The following is a 14,330-nucleotide window of genomic DNA, read 5'->3' as shown; positions in this document are numbered from 1 at the left end:
CAAACCAAAAATGCTATAATAAACCCAATCAAACTAAGGGGGAACATTTATCGTGCACGGAAAACACATTCAATTTCACAAGTTCGGCAATCCAAAAGATGTACTACAAGTTGAATATAAAAATATAGAACCATTAAGAGATAATGAAGTGCTAGTTCGTATGTTAGTTAGACCGATTAATCCATCTGACTTAATTCCCATTACCGGAGCGTATGCACATAGAATTCCGTTACCTAACATACCTGGTTATGAAGGCGTTGGTATTGTAGAAGATGTGGGAGCTTTTGTTTCAAGAGACCTTATCGGCAAACGGGTTTTACCGTTACGTGGAGAAGGTACTTGGCAAGAGTATGTGAAGACGTCAGCTGACTTTGTAGTCCCTATTCCTTATTCTATTGATGATTTTACAGCGGCACAAATGTATATTAATCCTCTTACGGCGTGGGTCACTTGTACAGAAACGCTAAACTTACAGCGTAATGATGTTTTATTAGTGAATGCTTGCGGATCCGCCATTGGTCATCTTTTTGCGCAGTTATCAAACATTTTAAACTTCCGACTCATTGCCGTGACAAGAAATAATAAGCATACAGAGGAGTTACTACGCCTTGGTGCTGCATATGTAATCGATACTTCCACTACCCCGCTTTATGAAACCGTTATGGAATTAACGAACGGGCTCGGCGCGGATGCTGCAATTGATTCTATCGGGGGATCAGATGGAAATGAATTGGCTTTCTCCTTACGTCCAAACGGGCACTTTTTAACGATCGGTCTTCTATCAGGTGTACAAGTTAACTGGGCAGAGATTGTCACGAAAGCAAAAGTGCACGCGAACATATTTCATTTACGACATTGGAATAAAGAAGTGTCACCATATAAATGGCAAGAGACGTTTCGTCATTTAATTCACTTAGTAGAAAATAAGCAATTACGTTTTATGAAAGTACATTCTACATATGACTTAGCGGATGTGAAAACGGCGGTTGATGTTGTGCAGTCTGCTGAGAAAACGAAAGGGAAAGTCTTTTTGACGAGTTATTGAATGCACATGAAGCGTATAACAAAGAACTACGTTTAAATAACAGTGTTTGTTAGAACTTCTTGTTTTAATTTCAAATACAGGTTGTTGAAACGTTTTATTTCATTTTGATACTTATGGAGGTTACCATGTCCGCTGTAGGTTTCTATTCCTACCTCGGTTAGTTTGTTAATTACTAATTTCCATTCTTCCCATACTGTTGTTTTACTTAGCTTTCCATTGTAAAATGTATCAAATTGCTCAATAAGATAAAAGTTTGAGAATATCTCTGATACATCCCTTTTTGTATGTAGTGCAACAATGCAAAAAGGGATTATTTGTTGTGTAGTTGGTATAGATTCTCTAGTAAAACCTATTCTCTTTTCTAACCAATGATTTATACCTAAAACACCAAATGCTGTATCAATAGGAATCCATTTTTCAAGCTGTTTGTTGTAATATTCCAGCCATCTATGGTCGTTATGATTCCAACCAAAGATCGAATAGAAATCTCCATGTGTTTCAATTAAATGAAGAGAAAAGTTTTGTCTTTCCATACTTTCGGGATGAGAATTTATTTCCAAGATCCACCTAGTTTCTATTCCGATATGAGTTAATACTTTTTCAACTACCTTTGCCTGTTCAGCGCAATTCCCTGCTTTTCGTGCTAGAATCTCTTCTACTGTCCTGTCCACATAGTCAGTTTGCACCCATTCAAATTCTTCATTTAACCAAGAGAAAATTGTATTCACCTTTTCACTTTCATCTTTGATTTCTCGTATTCTCGCGTTAATTTCATTAGATATTCCAATATTAAATTCCAATTTTAAGTTTCCTCCCTTTATCTTTTTATCCACAATATTTTAACATATTCCCTAATTTTCAAATAACTATATCCACATTAATATTCAGCAAAAAAAGAAGCGAAGAGAAAGATCATATCTCCGCTCAAATAAAACAATGTTAATATATGGTATTGTTAAATCAAAAGGTGAAAGGAGATTCTAACATGTGGTTACTTACAGCAATTGCTCCCGTTTTAATAGTCGGTGGGATCGTATTATATGTGGTTGGAAGGCTTAAACATAAATATAACAACGGCACATTAGGTAAGAAAAAGTCAAAAAACGCTCAAATTTTATTAGATAGCTTCATACCAATGGGAATGCTCGTTGGCTGTATAATCGGTTTAATTTCCGGCATGTTTTTCCCGGGTTATTCACTTCTTGCGGTGAGTTTAGGAGCTGGAATCGGCTATTTATTTGGATTTTTTGCTTATGAAATTTATAGCAAGACAGGAAATAATTATTCATAATCCAAAAAAGAAGCGACCTTGGAATAAGTACGGACAAAAAAATCCCCTCAAAGCATAAGCTTCGAGGGGTGAGCCTGTTTTTTTACTTATATACGTACAGCTGTACCACTTACAGCAACCATTAACATTCCATCACGAACAACCTCGTAATCTACGTCAACACCAACGATAGCGTTCGCACCTTTTTGTTTTGCAAGTTCTTTCATTTCATCCATTGCGATATCACGAGCTTCTTTTAGCTTACTTTCATAAGAACCAGCACGACCACCGACAACATCACGAACAGAAGCGAATAAATCGCGGACAATATTTGCACCCATAATAGCTTCACCATTTACAATATCGATATACTCAATAATTTCTTTACCTTGAATTCCAGACGTTGTTGTTACAATCATGACTGACACTCTCCTAATAAATTGTAGTTTTAATTAGCTTTCTTATGTCTTTATTATGACATGGAACAAGCAACGAATCTATTGAATTACCTTACAGGAATGTGACAGTTTTGTAAGAATACAGCGACTATTTTGTTTAATAAAGTGCTTTAACATTAGGATACATAAACGATTCCCTATTTTCTTTCCAGTCGCGTTCTACTTCTTTAAAAGTTGGTCGTCCTAATTCTTCATTGTTTTCATGTTTACGAAACCATTTCTTCACATACTGATCCCCGTTTTTATTTTGCACTGTACAAAGGAAACTATTATTACTATCCTTTAATATTTTTACAATCACGAATAGACACCTCTTTCCTTTTAAATAATAGAATAGAACTTGATCTTGTACTATAAGCCCTTCCTCTCTTATAGTCATACGACTCCTCGGTCGCGCCAAATTTGTAAGACCAAAAACGATATTTACTTTGTTTACATTTTATTTAAAGAAATCAGAGTTATAAGCATTATGCTTATCAAATATTTTATAGATTTCTAACTTATCATCTAATTTTGCATCTACTAAAATTAATATATTTCCATCGTAAATGTATTCTTCATATTTCTTAGCGTGTTCTTCTGGAATGCCTAATCCGATAAATGCTCCTATTAAACTTCCAGCTCCTCCGCCAATACCGGCTCCCCCAATTGCTGCTGCGATCGGTCCTGCTGCTACAATTGGGCCCAGTCCAGATACAGCAAGTACACCAAGGCCTGTTAATAAACCTCCGAGTCCGCCTGCTACTCCTCCAGCTACAAGCCCTGTCGCTGAAAAGATATCTCCTTTATGTGCAGTTTCATGATTCACTTTCTCACCTGATTTTTCTTCCAGATGTTCAATTTCCTTTTGATCTTTCGCAATAGCTGAAATGTTATCTGCCGAGTATCCTTTTTCCTTTAATTCATTAATAACGAGTGCCGCATCATCAATTGTTTGAAAAACACCTACTATTTTTCTATCCACATTCATAACTATTAACCTCCTAAAGTTTTATATAATATATCTTTATTACTCTTCGTTTTTATATACACTAATTTTTTTATTCACATATCCATTCACAAAAAACGCCAATAATAAAAGGATTACAAGAGAACTACTTAACAAGTAAATGAAATTAAATGTAATATCCGTTATCATTTTATCCATATGTAACAGTCTCCTTTTTATTTAAAGTAAAAGTATAAAACCTTACAATTCATCTTCGGTCAATCTCTTTGTAGTATATGTATACCCTCCATAACTCTTTCTAAACGTAAAAAACTATAATTATATTTTTTAAATTTTATAGGTTTAACATTTTTTTAAACGGGTATGTTTATATTGTTATGCTTATTATATGGAAAGGAAAATTACGATGAACGCCATTCACTCTACTACTATTCTTTATAATGAAACACCTACAATAACGCAGATTCATCATTTTTATGCTTTAATGACAACATTTCAAACGAATGTATTTATAAGTAAACAAGGAACACTTACTTCTATTAAAAACTTAAGCACATTAGTATCATTTTTCCTTACTGTAAAAAAGAGAGAGCTTGTATTATTTATATTTGAAGGAATAGATGCAAAAAGAGCTTTAAGAACACTCTTTCCTTCTTAAAGGTTTTATTATCCCCTATTCCCTCGATTGTTACTTTTCATACATAGTTTTATACTTCAAAATGATTTCCTCTATTCAAAACGAGACCCCCTAATACAATAGGGGGATTTCTAGTTTAGCCCTATGAAAACTGATATAATATATATTACGTTTTTCATTCTTTAAAATAGAAAACTTTTAATAACCTTGAAGGTAGGAATTTTTAATGAAATCGAAAGCAAAATTTAGTATTCGCTACAAAATTATGGCTGGTTATTTAGTTATCATTTTGTTTTTACTTATTTCTTTTATTATGTTAAACAATCAGATTTCCAATTTACAAAAATCTCGCAATTTTATTATTGATCACGATTTTAAAGTTCTCAATTTAACGAATCAAGTGGAGAAAGACTTGCTAACAATCGAAAATAAAGCGAAAGGCTTTATCACTTCTAATAACGTGAACTATTTGCAATCTCTTAACTCTGCCGAAAGAGATTATGAAAAACATTACCATAATCTTTTTTCTTTATTAGAAGATAATCCATCTCAGCAAGAAAAATTAAAAGAGATTAACGGAAACATTACTAATTGGATGAATAAAGAGATTCACCCGTTAATTGCAAATCATAATAGTAATAAAATACAAGAAATCGACACTACCGAAATCCAATCATTACAATCACAACTAACTGACTTCCGTAGCACTGAGGAGCAATTAACGAAAAAAAGAGCTGCACAATTAGATACTAAAAATAATAAATTAGAGCTTTGGTTATACAGTTTATTGTTCTTACTATCTTGTATTTCTATTATCGTTTCACTTTATATTTCCAATTCCATTACAAAAACGATTAAAAATGTAATTCAAGCTATTAAATCCATTTCTTCTAAAGAAAAAATTACGGAAAGAATTCATGTAAATACACATGATGAAATAAAAGATCTTGCTCATACAACGAACCATCTGCTAGACGAAATATCGAAAAGAGAGTGGTTACAAACGGAGATTGCAGAATTAATTTTAATGTATCAAGGTGTATCTTCTATTGAGATGTTAGGTAACAAAATTTTGAGTGGCATTATACAAAAAACGCAAACTTCTTGCGGTGCATTCTATGTACGTGAAGAAGTTGAAGAAACTGTCTACTTTGTGAAAAAAGCTTCTTTCGCCGATCAAGGTATTGATATTGGAAAACAATCCATTAAAATGGGTGAAGGTTTCATTGGACAGTCTGCTTTAGAAAAGAAAAGTTTTATTCTTAGGGACATACCTGAAGAGTTTCGTTACGTTACTACTGGATTATTAGAAATACGCCCTAAAAATTTACTAGTCATCCCTGTCTTATTTGAGGATGAAGTGATTGCAGTAATGGAGTTAGTAAGTGTAACTGACATTTCAGATTTACATCAAGATTTAATTCACCAAACTGTTGATAATCTAGGTTTAACAATCCACAGCATTATGGGACGTATGCGAATTCAAACTCTTTTACATGAATCACAAGCAATGACAGAAGAGTTACAAGTTCAATCAGAAGAATTGCAAACGCAAGCGGAAGAACTACAAATGCAAGCCGAGGAATTAAGAACAACGAACGAACAGTTAGAGTCTAGAACGGAAGAGGCCGAGCAAAAGACAGCTGACTTACAAGTGACTAAATTAGAATTAGAAGAAAAAGCAAGCGAGTTGTTACGTAGCTCAAAATACAAATCAGAATTCCTAGCAAATATGTCACATGAATTACGCACACCATTAAATAGTATTTTACTATTATCTGAAATGTTAAAAGAAAATCACGATAACAATTTATCGGATGATGAAATTGAATTAGCAACCGTTATTCATTCATCAGGGAAAGATTTACTTACTTTAATTAATGACATACTAGATTTATCTAAAGTAGAAGCCGGAAAACTAGACGTCATTTTTGAAGCAACGAACATAAGTGACATGGCAGCAAGTATGCACCAAAACTTCTTACATATTGCTGCACAAAAAAATGTTGAATTTACTGTTGAAGACAGTGATACGATTCCTGATTTGTTTTACACAGATGCAAAACGGATTGAACAAATTATTAAAAACTTATTATCCAATGCATTTAAATTCACGGAAAAAGGATCCGTCTCTTTACATTTTGATTCAATCAAAACAAGCAATTTAAGTCATGATATGCAGTCTGTAAGTAAAGACTGGATTACAATTTCAGTAAAAGATACTGGTATTGGCATCGCTAAAGAACAGCATCAACTTATTTTTGAAGCCTTTCAACAGGCTGATGGCGCAACAATTCGGAAGTATGGTGGGACAGGATTAGGATTATCTATTTGTAAAGAGTTTGCTAGATTGTTAGGTGGTTGGATTACGTTAGAGAGTCATGTAGGAGAAGGCAGTACTTTCACCGTATATATTCCCAACCTTCCAAATGGATTACATGATGTACAGTTATCTAATTTAGAAGTCGCAGCAACCGTAGATGAAGTTATTCCTGCTGAAGTTGTGGAGGAAACTATCGTGACTCCTGAAACAAATAATGTCTTCCAAGAGAAAACTATTTTAATTGTCGATGATGATCATCGAAATATATTTGCATTACAAAATGCATTAAAAAAACAACATGTCAACATTATTACTGCACAAAACGGCATAGAGTGTTTAGACATACTAAAACACAATACAAATATCGACCTTATTTTAATGGATATTATGATGCCAAATATGGACGGTTATGAAACGATGGAACATATCCGAATGAATTTAGGCTTACATGAAATACCTATTATCGCATTAACTGCTAAAGCAATGCCAAATGATAAGGAAAAATGTTTATCTGCTGGCGCTTCAGATTATATAAGTAAACCATTAAATTTACATCAACTCTATTCAGTAATGAGTGTATGGTTAATAAAATAAGTGAGGTTTCGTTTCAGTGGAAAATAAGTATTATAATTTTGATCCATCAGTAGATACGGACAAGCGTACGAACTTAGAAATTGACTTACTATTAGAAGCGGTATTTAAACTATCTGGCTTCGATTTTCGCCAATATGCTCGTACATCTATTTATAGAAGAATTTGTAATCGAATGCAGCTCTCTCATATCCCAACCATTTCAAAATTAATTGAAAAAGTAATTCATGAGGAAGGGGTTTTAGAACAGTTATTAAATGATTTCTCCATTAACGTAACTGAAATGTTCCGTAACCCTATCTTTTTTAAAGCGCTAAGAGAGCATGTGATTCCGGAATTAAAAAAGTATCCTGAAATTAGAATTTGGCATGCTGGATGCGCAACTGGTGAAGAAGTATTATCCATGTCCATCTTACTTCATGAAGAAGGACTAAGTGAAAAAGCTATTATTTACGCAACAGATATGAATACAAATGTGTTAGAAAAAGCAAAACAAGGCGTCCTTCCGTTAAATAAAATGCAAACTTATACGAAAAACTATTTACAAGCTGGGGGTACACAAGCATTTTCTAACTATTATTCAACAGATAATCGTTTCGCTTATTTTAATCCTTCTCTTTTGCAAAACATTATTTTTGCGCAGCATAATTTAGTAACTGATCAATCTTTTAACGAATTTCATATTATACTTTGCCGTAACGTTTTAATTTACTTTACGAGTAAACTTCAAAACCAAGTACAACAACTATTTTATGAAAGCTTAGGTCACAATGGATTCCTATGTTTAGGAAATAAAGAAACTCTCCGTTTTTCTAATATAATGCCGCATTATATCCAATTTAATCCGAACGAACAAATCTATCAAAAAATACAATAAAAAGCGTATGAAATCCTCTGTTTGGATTTCATACGCTTTTTATTTCGCATTCGTTTGTATCATAATGAGACACATATCATCTGATTGCGCTTTCTTTTGTTCTTCCTTGTAAAACCCTTCTATCTCGCCTTCTAAATCTCCCCATTTTCTTTCTGTAAAAGTACGTAATTTCTCTTCAGACTCAAATTCATCATTTGCAATTGCTTCAAGAACACCATCTGTAAACAATAATATTTGAGCGTTCTTCTCAAAAGGTATAACTGTTTTTTTAACTTTTATTTCATCAAAAAACCCTACCGCACAACTCCCGCGATTTAGTTCCACTACATTTGTTTCATCAACTAAAACGTACCCAGAAGGATGCCCTGCATTTACATATTCAATCGTTCTCTTTTCTGTATCTACTACTAAATATATCGCTGTAAAATAATATGGAATATCGTCATTCTCATTATGCAAAAGAGTCATATATTTATTTAAGTCTTTAATGACAAGTTCTGGATCGATTAAAGATTTAATCGTTTCACGTAATACAGATGAAATAAACATACAAACTAATGAAGCAGATATACCATGTCCCATCACGTCTAATAATATAATACCGTAGCGGTTTTCATCGATTTTATACCAATAATACATATCTCCAGCTAGTTTGAATGAAGGTAAATAGCTTGCTTCAATTTTTATATGATCTTCTCTTAATGGGCTACTTAATAAGTTTCTTTGTACTTGTGTAGCTAAATCCAATTCATTACGAAGGTTTTCTTCTTGTTCTTTATGCCAATTTAATTCCGATTTCAAGCGTAATGCTACACGCATACGCGCTAATAGTTCCACTTTATTTATTGGTTTCGTAATATAATCCATTGCGCCTATATCAAGCGCTTCAGCTAATTTATTCGCATCTTCTAAAGCTGTTACAAAAATAATAGGAATATCTTTAAACTTCTCCTCTTTTTGTAATCGCCTACAAACTTCAAGTCCATCAATTTCAGGCATCATAATATCTAATAGGATTAAATCAATTTCATTATGCCTGGAAGAATCTTTTCCAAAATGGATGTATTCGAAAAGATCTTGTGCAGAATTCAGCGATACAAGATCCTGATATCCGGCTTGTTTTAAAATTTTTTCAATTACAAAAATGTTAACCGGATTATCATCAACAATTAAAATGGACACAAGTTATTTCCCCTTTTCTTATATAAAATGTAAATCGATTATCATTTTCTATTTTTCTAGTATTACATACTCAGTTATAAAATGAAAATTTCCTACTCTAACATAATTTTTATACAGCAAAAGAACAAACCCCCAGAAATGAGAGTTTGTTCTTTCATTCTATAAATTTCCACTATTAATTTAACACTAGTGCTTTGTCACTTAAAAGACGATCTAACTCTTCCATATGATTGGTTTCATCTGCGATCATATCTTCTAATTTTACAACTAACTCTGTCATGTTTAATTTCGTTGCCTGTTCTTTTCGCTTTTCATAACGCTTAATTGTTTCATATTCTGATTGTCTAGCGTATTCTAACATTTCTCTAACATCTTCTGCTTGTTTCACTCGTAAAGGGATTGTAGTAGGTGTACCACCTAGCGTCTTAATTTTCTCCGCTAAATATAGGGCATGTCCTTGTTCATCACTAATTTCAGATTCAAAGAAAGGTTTTAACACTTGTCTATATATACCAGAAACCGTAGCAGCATTATGGTTATACATAATAATTGCTGAGTATTCTCCTGCTAAATCTTCATTCAATCCTTCGATTAGTTCTTTCACATCGTGTGACATTTCATATCTCCTCCTATACTTAATAAGTACCCCTTTTCTCGTGTTTTAAACATAATTCTTTAAAATTTTTATGTATCTAAAAATGCGGCTTGTTTCAACTTACTTATCGCTTGTCTTTTAATACGAGAAACGTGCATTTGTGAAATACCTAACCGTTCCCCTGTATCTTTTTGATTTAAATTTTCTTCAAATATATAATGAATAACACTCTTTTCCGTATCATTTAATACGTTAAAAATATCCTCTAAAACGAGACGTCTTTCTGTCTCTTCATATCCTTGCTCTACTTCACCTACAGATTCAATTCTCGCTACCGAACTGCCATCAGATGCATTTTCAACTACATCATCTAAGGAAGATACGCGATAATTATTTTTCGCATCCATAATTTCTAGCACTTCCTCTTCGGATAGTCCTAAATGATCCGCAATCTCTATAATCTTCGGTGAACGTTGCAGGTGATCTGTTAGTTCCTCTATCGCAAGTTTAATTTTTCCGCCTAAATCTTTAATTCGCCTTGGAACGTGAATGCCCCAAGTTTTATCGCGTAAATACTTCTTTATTTCCCCTACTATCGTAGGTATTGCAAACGGCTCAAAAGCATTCCCTATCGAATAATCATACCTTCTTATTGCGCCTAAGAGCCCTAACATTCCTACTTGTATAATATCCTCATGCATCGGCCCACCTTTTGAATAGCGATATGCAATGGAATATACGAGATTTTTATAATGCTCAACTAACCTTTCCTGCGCTTCATCACATTGGTTTTGTTGGAAGTCTGCAAGTAGTTTAATAACGTCTTCTTTAGTAAGAGTTGTAGGTTGAGATTGGATTTCCATCATTCTCCACCTGCTCTCTTTGTATATATTTTGTCATTAAAACTGTCATGCCCTCATCATGCATAATTTGTATATCATCCATTAACGTATTGATTAAATATAAACCTAAACCATTTTCCGGCAAATGTTCTACTGGTTTACTAATATCATACGGACCAACTTTCCTTTTTAAAGTGCTAAAATCAAAGCTAACCCCATTATCAGCAACCATAATTTCTAATCGATCTTCATATAGCCCAAAGACAATTGCAATTTCTCCAACGTCTTCTTTGTATGCATGTTGTACAATGTTTGTACATGCTTCACTAATAGCAATTTTCATATCTTCTATATCGTCATAAGCAAAGCCCATTCGATTCGCAACACCAGCCATTGTTAAACGAATAATAGCGACATATTCTGCCTTTGCAGGAATTTTCATTTCTATCTTTTCAAATCTCTCCATCATCCCTAGTCACCTTCTTTCTACTTTTTCAAAATCGGAATTCAAATTTAATATTTCTGTTAGCCCTGTAATATCAAACAATCTTTTTAACCTTTTAGATACACCAATAAATTCTAGCTTTCCATCATTTTTCTTAACCGCTTTTAATAGAGCTATAAACACGCCTAAGCCTGTACTATCCATATACTCTACCTCAGTAAAATCTACTACAATATGAACCTCTTTTTCGCTTGCAATAGGCATCATCTTATTTTTTAAATCTGATGCCGTATATGCATCAATCTCACCATTAAGTTGTACCCTATAACCTACATCATTTTGCAAAATATTTATTCCCAAATTCATCATTTCCGCCCCCTTATCTCAAACTATTACTATGTAATTACCCATAAAAATTAGTTTTAAACATATTTTTTCATTTTCATTATAAATAAATTTTCTACACCTTTCTCAGCTTAGCACTTAAATCGTACTAATAAATGTTTAAAACTTATAAATTTGTGTATGTATAATGTATAAACATTATTTTTAGGGGGATCTATCTATGGAAGAGCACAGCTTTAAAAAGGGAGATTTCGTTCAATTTTCTTATCGACACGATCATGCTACAAAATTAGTTGGTTCCATTATTAACATACTAACGAATACAATTGTAGTGGATATAGGTAATAACGAAGATGTATCTCATATAGAACCGAGGCAGGTCGTAAGAATAAACAATTGTAAGAAAGTAACGATGGTTTAATATAAAGTGAAACTTTAAAGAGTGGGGGGATGAAGAATCCCCCCACTCTTTCCTATATAGATTACATAAAAAAGCATCCAAATTATTTTAATTGGATGCTTTTTTATGTATATTTATCACTCTTTTAACTTTATAGTTACATATAATAAACTTAAGATTACTATTCATGATCAAACTTACGCTTTCCGCAGCATTCTAGAGAAGAATGTAACGATTAAAATAAAGACGATTGCACCTAATAACGCTGGAAGAACGAAAATACCTCCCCATTCAGGACCCCAATGACCAAATAACGCACTACCTACCCAAGATCCGATTAATCCAGCAATCACATTACCAACTATACCTAAAGGAAAGTCTTTTCCCGTAATCATTCCAGCTAACGCACCAATAAGTCCACCTACAATACACGTAATAATAAGTCCCACAATTAAACCTCCCATATTATTTTTATAATGGATTTATCAAGCTTTGGTTTGTAACCAAAGCTTGATAAACATGTATTATTCTTTATTATCCAGCCCATCACTTATCTTTTGTTTCACTTTTCCGACTTTTTCTTTTATCGTTCCCTTCGTCTTCTCCCACTTCCCTTCATTTTTCAACTCTCTATCTTCTGTAACTTCACCAATTCCTTCTTTTACTTGTCCCTTTGTCTTTTCAACTTTACCTGTAATTTGTTCTTTTAGTCCGCCACTCATATTTCCCATCTCCTTTTCTTAATAGATTTATAGGATACAAATTTAAATAGAATACGTGCATCTTCTTTCTTGTAACCATTCACCGACTCTTTCTAAATCCTTAACGAATAACAAGATTTTCCCTTCATCCAGCTTTTCTTCATAGAAGTTCGCTTCTTCCTCATTAAGCCCTAACTCCTGCATCTTATTTCTTAACTGATCTCCCGTTTTTTGAAAGACATTAATAATGCTTGTCCCAAGCCCCTCCTCTTTTATACCAATTGTATTTACGTCTGCATTGTCTGCGATTCTATCTGTCCTTTCTTTCTCGTGTGTTAATACGTAAATATCTTTTTGGTCTATTCCTTTCTTCACTAGATCATTCGCCGCATTCATGACCTCTTTCTCCGTAATAAATTCATATACAAAAGGTTTACTATACTTCGTTTCCATCTTTAACTTCCTCCTTTAAAATGAATTATTTGTTATATTATATGTAGTACACCCATTTTCGAAATGTTAAACATAAAATTTGAAAAAAAATGAGAAGGAGAGTACATATGCACTTTCGTCTAGAGTTATTTGTAGAAGATTTGCAAAGGTCTATTCGTTTTTATGAGGAAATCCTTACCCTTGTATTCTCAAAAAAGAATACAACTGGTGCAATGATTAAACTAGGGGATTTTTCTTTATTATTGACCCCTGATTATATTCTTAATGAAAATCATTATTTAAAAACAGATGGACTTAATCCAAAAGGTAAAGGTGTTGAGATTATCATAGTTTTTGATCATATCGAACAAATATACCAACATGTATTAGAAAAAAATTATCCAGTGGAATCTAACCTTAAAATGCAATCTTGGGGAATGAAGGATTTTCGTATCGTAGACCCTGATGGTTATTATTTACGATTAACCTCCTCTTGAATTTTCTTTATCCCAAAACTAGTAGAATAAATCCCCTTACAATAACTACCTAAATTAACAGAAAATTGTTATAATTAAACATAAGGAGGGATACTATGAAAAAAATCATATCTATATGCGCTCTAACCGCTCTATCTTTCACTTTAATAGGCTGTACAAGCACCTCAGCTACAGATAAAGCTTCACAAGCTAAGCAAGAACATACACAAACTACCTTTCAATTAAAATCCGCAAATATTACAGACATTGAAATACTTAGTACAATAAATAACAACGTTTCAAAATCTCAAACAGACAACGAAGAAATGATACAATCTATCGTTTCAGCAGTTCAAAAAGGCACGCCTAAAACAATCACTTTAGATCAAAAAAAGCGAGAATCTGCACATTCTACTATTACCGTTACATATAAAGATGACGCAAAAGAAGAATTTCTTGTTTGGGTTGATAATAAAGAGCAAATTACGATTGCTAAAGATGAGAAGAAGGATAAGGTCGAAGGGGTGATTGTGAATATTGAAGATGCTAAAATGATGAAGGATTTTTTTAAGAAAACATCTTAGCAGATAACTTTTCTTTATACATTAAAAAAGCCCACCTATTTCCGTAGGCGGGCTTTATCTTTATTACACAATAAGAAAGTATACTCTCATTTCCTCTGAAATTTCATGTAATTATACATATTTATGAACATAAATGTATTGATGAACTTTATCTACATACGCATGGCATTAATCCATT

General features: G+C 33.0%; 21 protein-coding genes. 8 read left to right on the top strand and 13 right to left on the bottom strand.

Translation table 11 applies throughout. The features are described 5' to 3' along the window. Positions 1–52 precede the first annotated feature (52 nt). The gene (locus PDK19_RS08265; RefSeq protein ID WP_049114126.1) at positions 53–1,045 is read left to right on the top strand and encodes a zinc-dependent alcohol dehydrogenase family protein; all 993 of its coding nucleotides are present in this window, start codon (positions 53–55) and stop codon (positions 1,043–1,045) included. A 32-nt stretch (positions 1,046–1,077) separates the two neighbouring features. On the opposite strand, the gene PDK19_RS08260 is transcribed toward PDK19_RS08265, so the two are convergent. Next, positions 1,078–1,845 (bottom strand): transglutaminase-like domain-containing protein, encoded by a 768-nt coding sequence (locus tag PDK19_RS08260; protein WP_270706925.1) that lies wholly within the window; start codon positions 1,843–1,845, stop codon positions 1,078–1,080. A 185-nt stretch (positions 1,846–2,030) separates the two neighbouring features. On the opposite strand from PDK19_RS08260, the gene PDK19_RS08255 reads away from it, so the two are divergent. After that, positions 2,031–2,336, top strand: coding sequence for a hypothetical protein (locus PDK19_RS08255; RefSeq protein WP_270706923.1), 306 nt, complete (start codon positions 2,031–2,033; stop codon positions 2,334–2,336). Between the two features lie 86 nt (positions 2,337–2,422). Here PDK19_RS08255 and PDK19_RS08250 read toward each other — a convergent pair whose 3' ends face one another. The 4 genes from PDK19_RS08250 to PDK19_RS08235 form a co-directional block, all read right to left on the bottom strand. Further along, positions 2,423–2,734: a YbjQ family protein gene (locus PDK19_RS08250; protein ID WP_000637511.1), complete on the bottom strand. Its 312-nt coding sequence runs from the start codon at positions 2,732–2,734 to the stop codon at positions 2,423–2,425. A 136-nt stretch (positions 2,735–2,870) separates the two neighbouring features. Continuing rightward, on the bottom strand, positions 2,871–3,074 hold the full coding sequence (locus PDK19_RS08245) for a DUF4028 family protein (protein ID WP_001996867.1): 204 nt from the start codon (positions 3,072–3,074) through the stop codon (positions 2,871–2,873). Positions 3,075–3,212: 138 nt separating this feature from the next. Further along, positions 3,213–3,743: a general stress protein gene (locus PDK19_RS08240; RefSeq protein WP_014893247.1), complete on the bottom strand. Its 531-nt coding sequence runs from the start codon at positions 3,741–3,743 to the stop codon at positions 3,213–3,215. A gap of 39 nt (positions 3,744–3,782) precedes the next feature. Continuing rightward, positions 3,783–3,920 (bottom strand): hypothetical protein, encoded by a 138-nt coding sequence (locus PDK19_RS08235; RefSeq protein ID WP_270706920.1) that lies wholly within the window; start codon positions 3,918–3,920, stop codon positions 3,783–3,785. 208 nt (positions 3,921–4,128) lie between these two features. Here PDK19_RS08235 and PDK19_RS08230 point away from each other — a divergent pair, with 208 nt between their 5' ends. The 3 genes from PDK19_RS08230 (at position 4,129) to PDK19_RS08220 (ending at position 8,150) form a co-directional block, all read left to right on the top strand. Next, entirely contained in the window at positions 4,129–4,380 is a 252-nt protein-coding gene (locus PDK19_RS08230; RefSeq protein ID WP_000991339.1) for a hypothetical protein, read from the top strand. Positions 4,381–4,585: 205 nt separating this feature from the next. Further along, positions 4,586–7,276, top strand: coding sequence for an ATP-binding protein (locus tag PDK19_RS08225; protein WP_000836725.1), 2,691 nt, complete (start codon positions 4,586–4,588; stop codon positions 7,274–7,276). A gap of 16 nt (positions 7,277–7,292) precedes the next feature. Then, positions 7,293–8,150, top strand: a complete 858-nt coding sequence (locus tag PDK19_RS08220) for a CheR family methyltransferase (RefSeq protein WP_270706918.1) — start codon at positions 7,293–7,295, stop codon at positions 8,148–8,150. A gap of 39 nt (positions 8,151–8,189) precedes the next feature. Here PDK19_RS08220 and PDK19_RS08215 read toward each other — a convergent pair whose 3' ends face one another. From PDK19_RS08215 to rsbV, 5 genes are all read right to left on the bottom strand, one after another. Further along, positions 8,190–9,332 (bottom strand): fused response regulator/phosphatase, encoded by a 1,143-nt coding sequence (locus PDK19_RS08215; protein ID WP_270706916.1) that lies wholly within the window; start codon positions 9,330–9,332, stop codon positions 8,190–8,192. Between the two features lie 175 nt (positions 9,333–9,507). Beyond that, positions 9,508–9,948: a ferritin-like domain-containing protein gene (locus PDK19_RS08210; protein WP_263704292.1), complete on the bottom strand. Its 441-nt coding sequence runs from the start codon at positions 9,946–9,948 to the stop codon at positions 9,508–9,510. Positions 9,949–10,016: 68 nt separating this feature from the next. Next, positions 10,017–10,793, bottom strand: coding sequence for an RNA polymerase sigma factor SigB (gene sigB, locus PDK19_RS08205; protein WP_263704293.1), 777 nt, complete (start codon positions 10,791–10,793; stop codon positions 10,017–10,019). Beyond that, positions 10,756–11,238: an anti-sigma B factor RsbW gene (gene rsbW, locus PDK19_RS08200; RefSeq protein ID WP_263704294.1), complete on the bottom strand. Its 483-nt coding sequence runs from the start codon at positions 11,236–11,238 to the stop codon at positions 10,756–10,758. The genes sigB and rsbW overlap by 38 nt, the downstream gene beginning before the upstream one ends. 6 nt (positions 11,239–11,244) lie before the next feature. Next, the gene (gene rsbV, locus PDK19_RS08195) at positions 11,245–11,583 is read right to left on the bottom strand and encodes an anti sigma b factor antagonist RsbV (RefSeq protein ID WP_270706913.1); all 339 of its coding nucleotides are present in this window, start codon (positions 11,581–11,583) and stop codon (positions 11,245–11,247) included. A 196-nt stretch (positions 11,584–11,779) separates the two neighbouring features. Here rsbV and PDK19_RS08190 point away from each other — a divergent pair, with 196 nt between their 5' ends. Next, positions 11,780–11,980, top strand: a complete 201-nt coding sequence (locus PDK19_RS08190; RefSeq protein WP_074615002.1) for a methyltransferase — start codon at positions 11,780–11,782, stop codon at positions 11,978–11,980. A gap of 176 nt (positions 11,981–12,156) precedes the next feature. Here PDK19_RS08190 and PDK19_RS08185 read toward each other — a convergent pair whose 3' ends face one another. From PDK19_RS08185 to PDK19_RS08175, 3 genes are all read right to left on the bottom strand, one after another. Beyond that, on the bottom strand, positions 12,157–12,408 hold the full coding sequence (locus PDK19_RS08185; RefSeq protein ID WP_000522903.1) for a GlsB/YeaQ/YmgE family stress response membrane protein: 252 nt from the start codon (positions 12,406–12,408) through the stop codon (positions 12,157–12,159). A gap of 75 nt (positions 12,409–12,483) precedes the next feature. Continuing rightward, the gene (locus tag PDK19_RS08180; RefSeq protein ID WP_370530088.1) at positions 12,484–12,690 is read right to left on the bottom strand and encodes a CsbD family protein; all 207 of its coding nucleotides are present in this window, start codon (positions 12,688–12,690) and stop codon (positions 12,484–12,486) included. A gap of 33 nt (positions 12,691–12,723) precedes the next feature. Then, positions 12,724–13,113 carry a general stress protein gene (locus PDK19_RS08175; protein WP_000448809.1) on the bottom strand — a complete coding sequence of 130 codons (390 nt, stop codon included), beginning with the start codon at positions 13,111–13,113 and terminating at the stop codon, positions 12,724–12,726. Positions 13,114–13,220: 107 nt separating this feature from the next. On the opposite strand from PDK19_RS08175, the gene PDK19_RS08170 reads away from it, so the two are divergent. Next, entirely contained in the window at positions 13,221–13,589 is a 369-nt protein-coding gene (locus tag PDK19_RS08170; RefSeq protein ID WP_000545706.1) for a VOC family protein, read from the top strand. Between the two features lie 95 nt (positions 13,590–13,684). After that, positions 13,685–14,152, top strand: a complete 468-nt coding sequence (locus PDK19_RS08165; protein ID WP_000720853.1) for a hypothetical protein — start codon at positions 13,685–13,687, stop codon at positions 14,150–14,152. Positions 14,153–14,330: the final 178 nt, after the last annotated feature.

This window comes from Bacillus cereus group sp. BcHK124, assembly GCF_027712065.1.
Classification (GTDB): domain Bacteria; phylum Bacillota; class Bacilli; order Bacillales; family Bacillaceae_G; genus Bacillus_A; species Bacillus_A pacificus.
Note: the sequence above shows the minus strand (reverse complement) of the source record. Positions and strands in the feature narration are given on the sequence as shown.

What these genes read in the sequence shown, in the direction of transcription:
- PDK19_RS08255 (WP_270706923.1), top strand. Translation starts at nt 2,031, where the DNA reads ATGTGGTTACTTACAGCAATTGCTCCCGTTTTAATAGTCGGTGGGATC.
- PDK19_RS08250 (WP_000637511.1), bottom strand. Translation starts at nt 2,734, where the DNA reads ATGATTGTAACAACAACGTCTGGAATTCAAGGTAAAGAAATTATTGAG.
- PDK19_RS08240 (WP_014893247.1), bottom strand. Translation starts at nt 3,743, where the DNA reads ATGAATGTGGATAGAAAAATAGTAGGTGTTTTTCAAACAATTGATGAT.
- PDK19_RS08235 (WP_270706920.1), bottom strand. Translation starts at nt 3,920, where the DNA reads ATGGATAAAATGATAACGGATATTACATTTAATTTCATTTACTTGTTA.
- PDK19_RS08230 (WP_000991339.1), top strand. Translation starts at nt 4,129, where the DNA reads ATGAACGCCATTCACTCTACTACTATTCTTTATAATGAAACACCTACA.
- PDK19_RS08225 (WP_000836725.1), top strand. Translation starts at nt 4,586, where the DNA reads ATGAAATCGAAAGCAAAATTTAGTATTCGCTACAAAATTATGGCTGGT.
- PDK19_RS08210 (WP_263704292.1), bottom strand. Translation starts at nt 9,948, where the DNA reads ATGTCACACGATGTGAAAGAACTAATCGAAGGATTGAATGAAGATTTA.
- sigB (WP_263704293.1), bottom strand. Translation starts at nt 10,793, where the DNA reads ATGATGGAAATCCAATCTCAACCTACAACTCTTACTAAAGAAGACGTT.
- rsbW (WP_263704294.1), bottom strand. Translation starts at nt 11,238, where the DNA reads ATGATGGAGAGATTTGAAAAGATAGAAATGAAAATTCCTGCAAAGGCA.
- rsbV (WP_270706913.1), bottom strand. Translation starts at nt 11,583, where the DNA reads ATGATGAATTTGGGAATAAATATTTTGCAAAATGATGTAGGTTATAGG.
- PDK19_RS08190 (WP_074615002.1), top strand. Translation starts at nt 11,780, where the DNA reads ATGGAAGAGCACAGCTTTAAAAAGGGAGATTTCGTTCAATTTTCTTAT.
- PDK19_RS08180 (WP_370530088.1), bottom strand. Translation starts at nt 12,690, where the DNA reads ATGGGAAATATGAGTGGCGGACTAAAAGAACAAATTACAGGTAAAGTT.
- PDK19_RS08175 (WP_000448809.1), bottom strand. Translation starts at nt 13,113, where the DNA reads ATGGAAACGAAGTATAGTAAACCTTTTGTATATGAATTTATTACGGAG.
- PDK19_RS08170 (WP_000545706.1), top strand. Translation starts at nt 13,221, where the DNA reads ATGCACTTTCGTCTAGAGTTATTTGTAGAAGATTTGCAAAGGTCTATT.
- PDK19_RS08165 (WP_000720853.1), top strand. Translation starts at nt 13,685, where the DNA reads ATGAAAAAAATCATATCTATATGCGCTCTAACCGCTCTATCTTTCACT.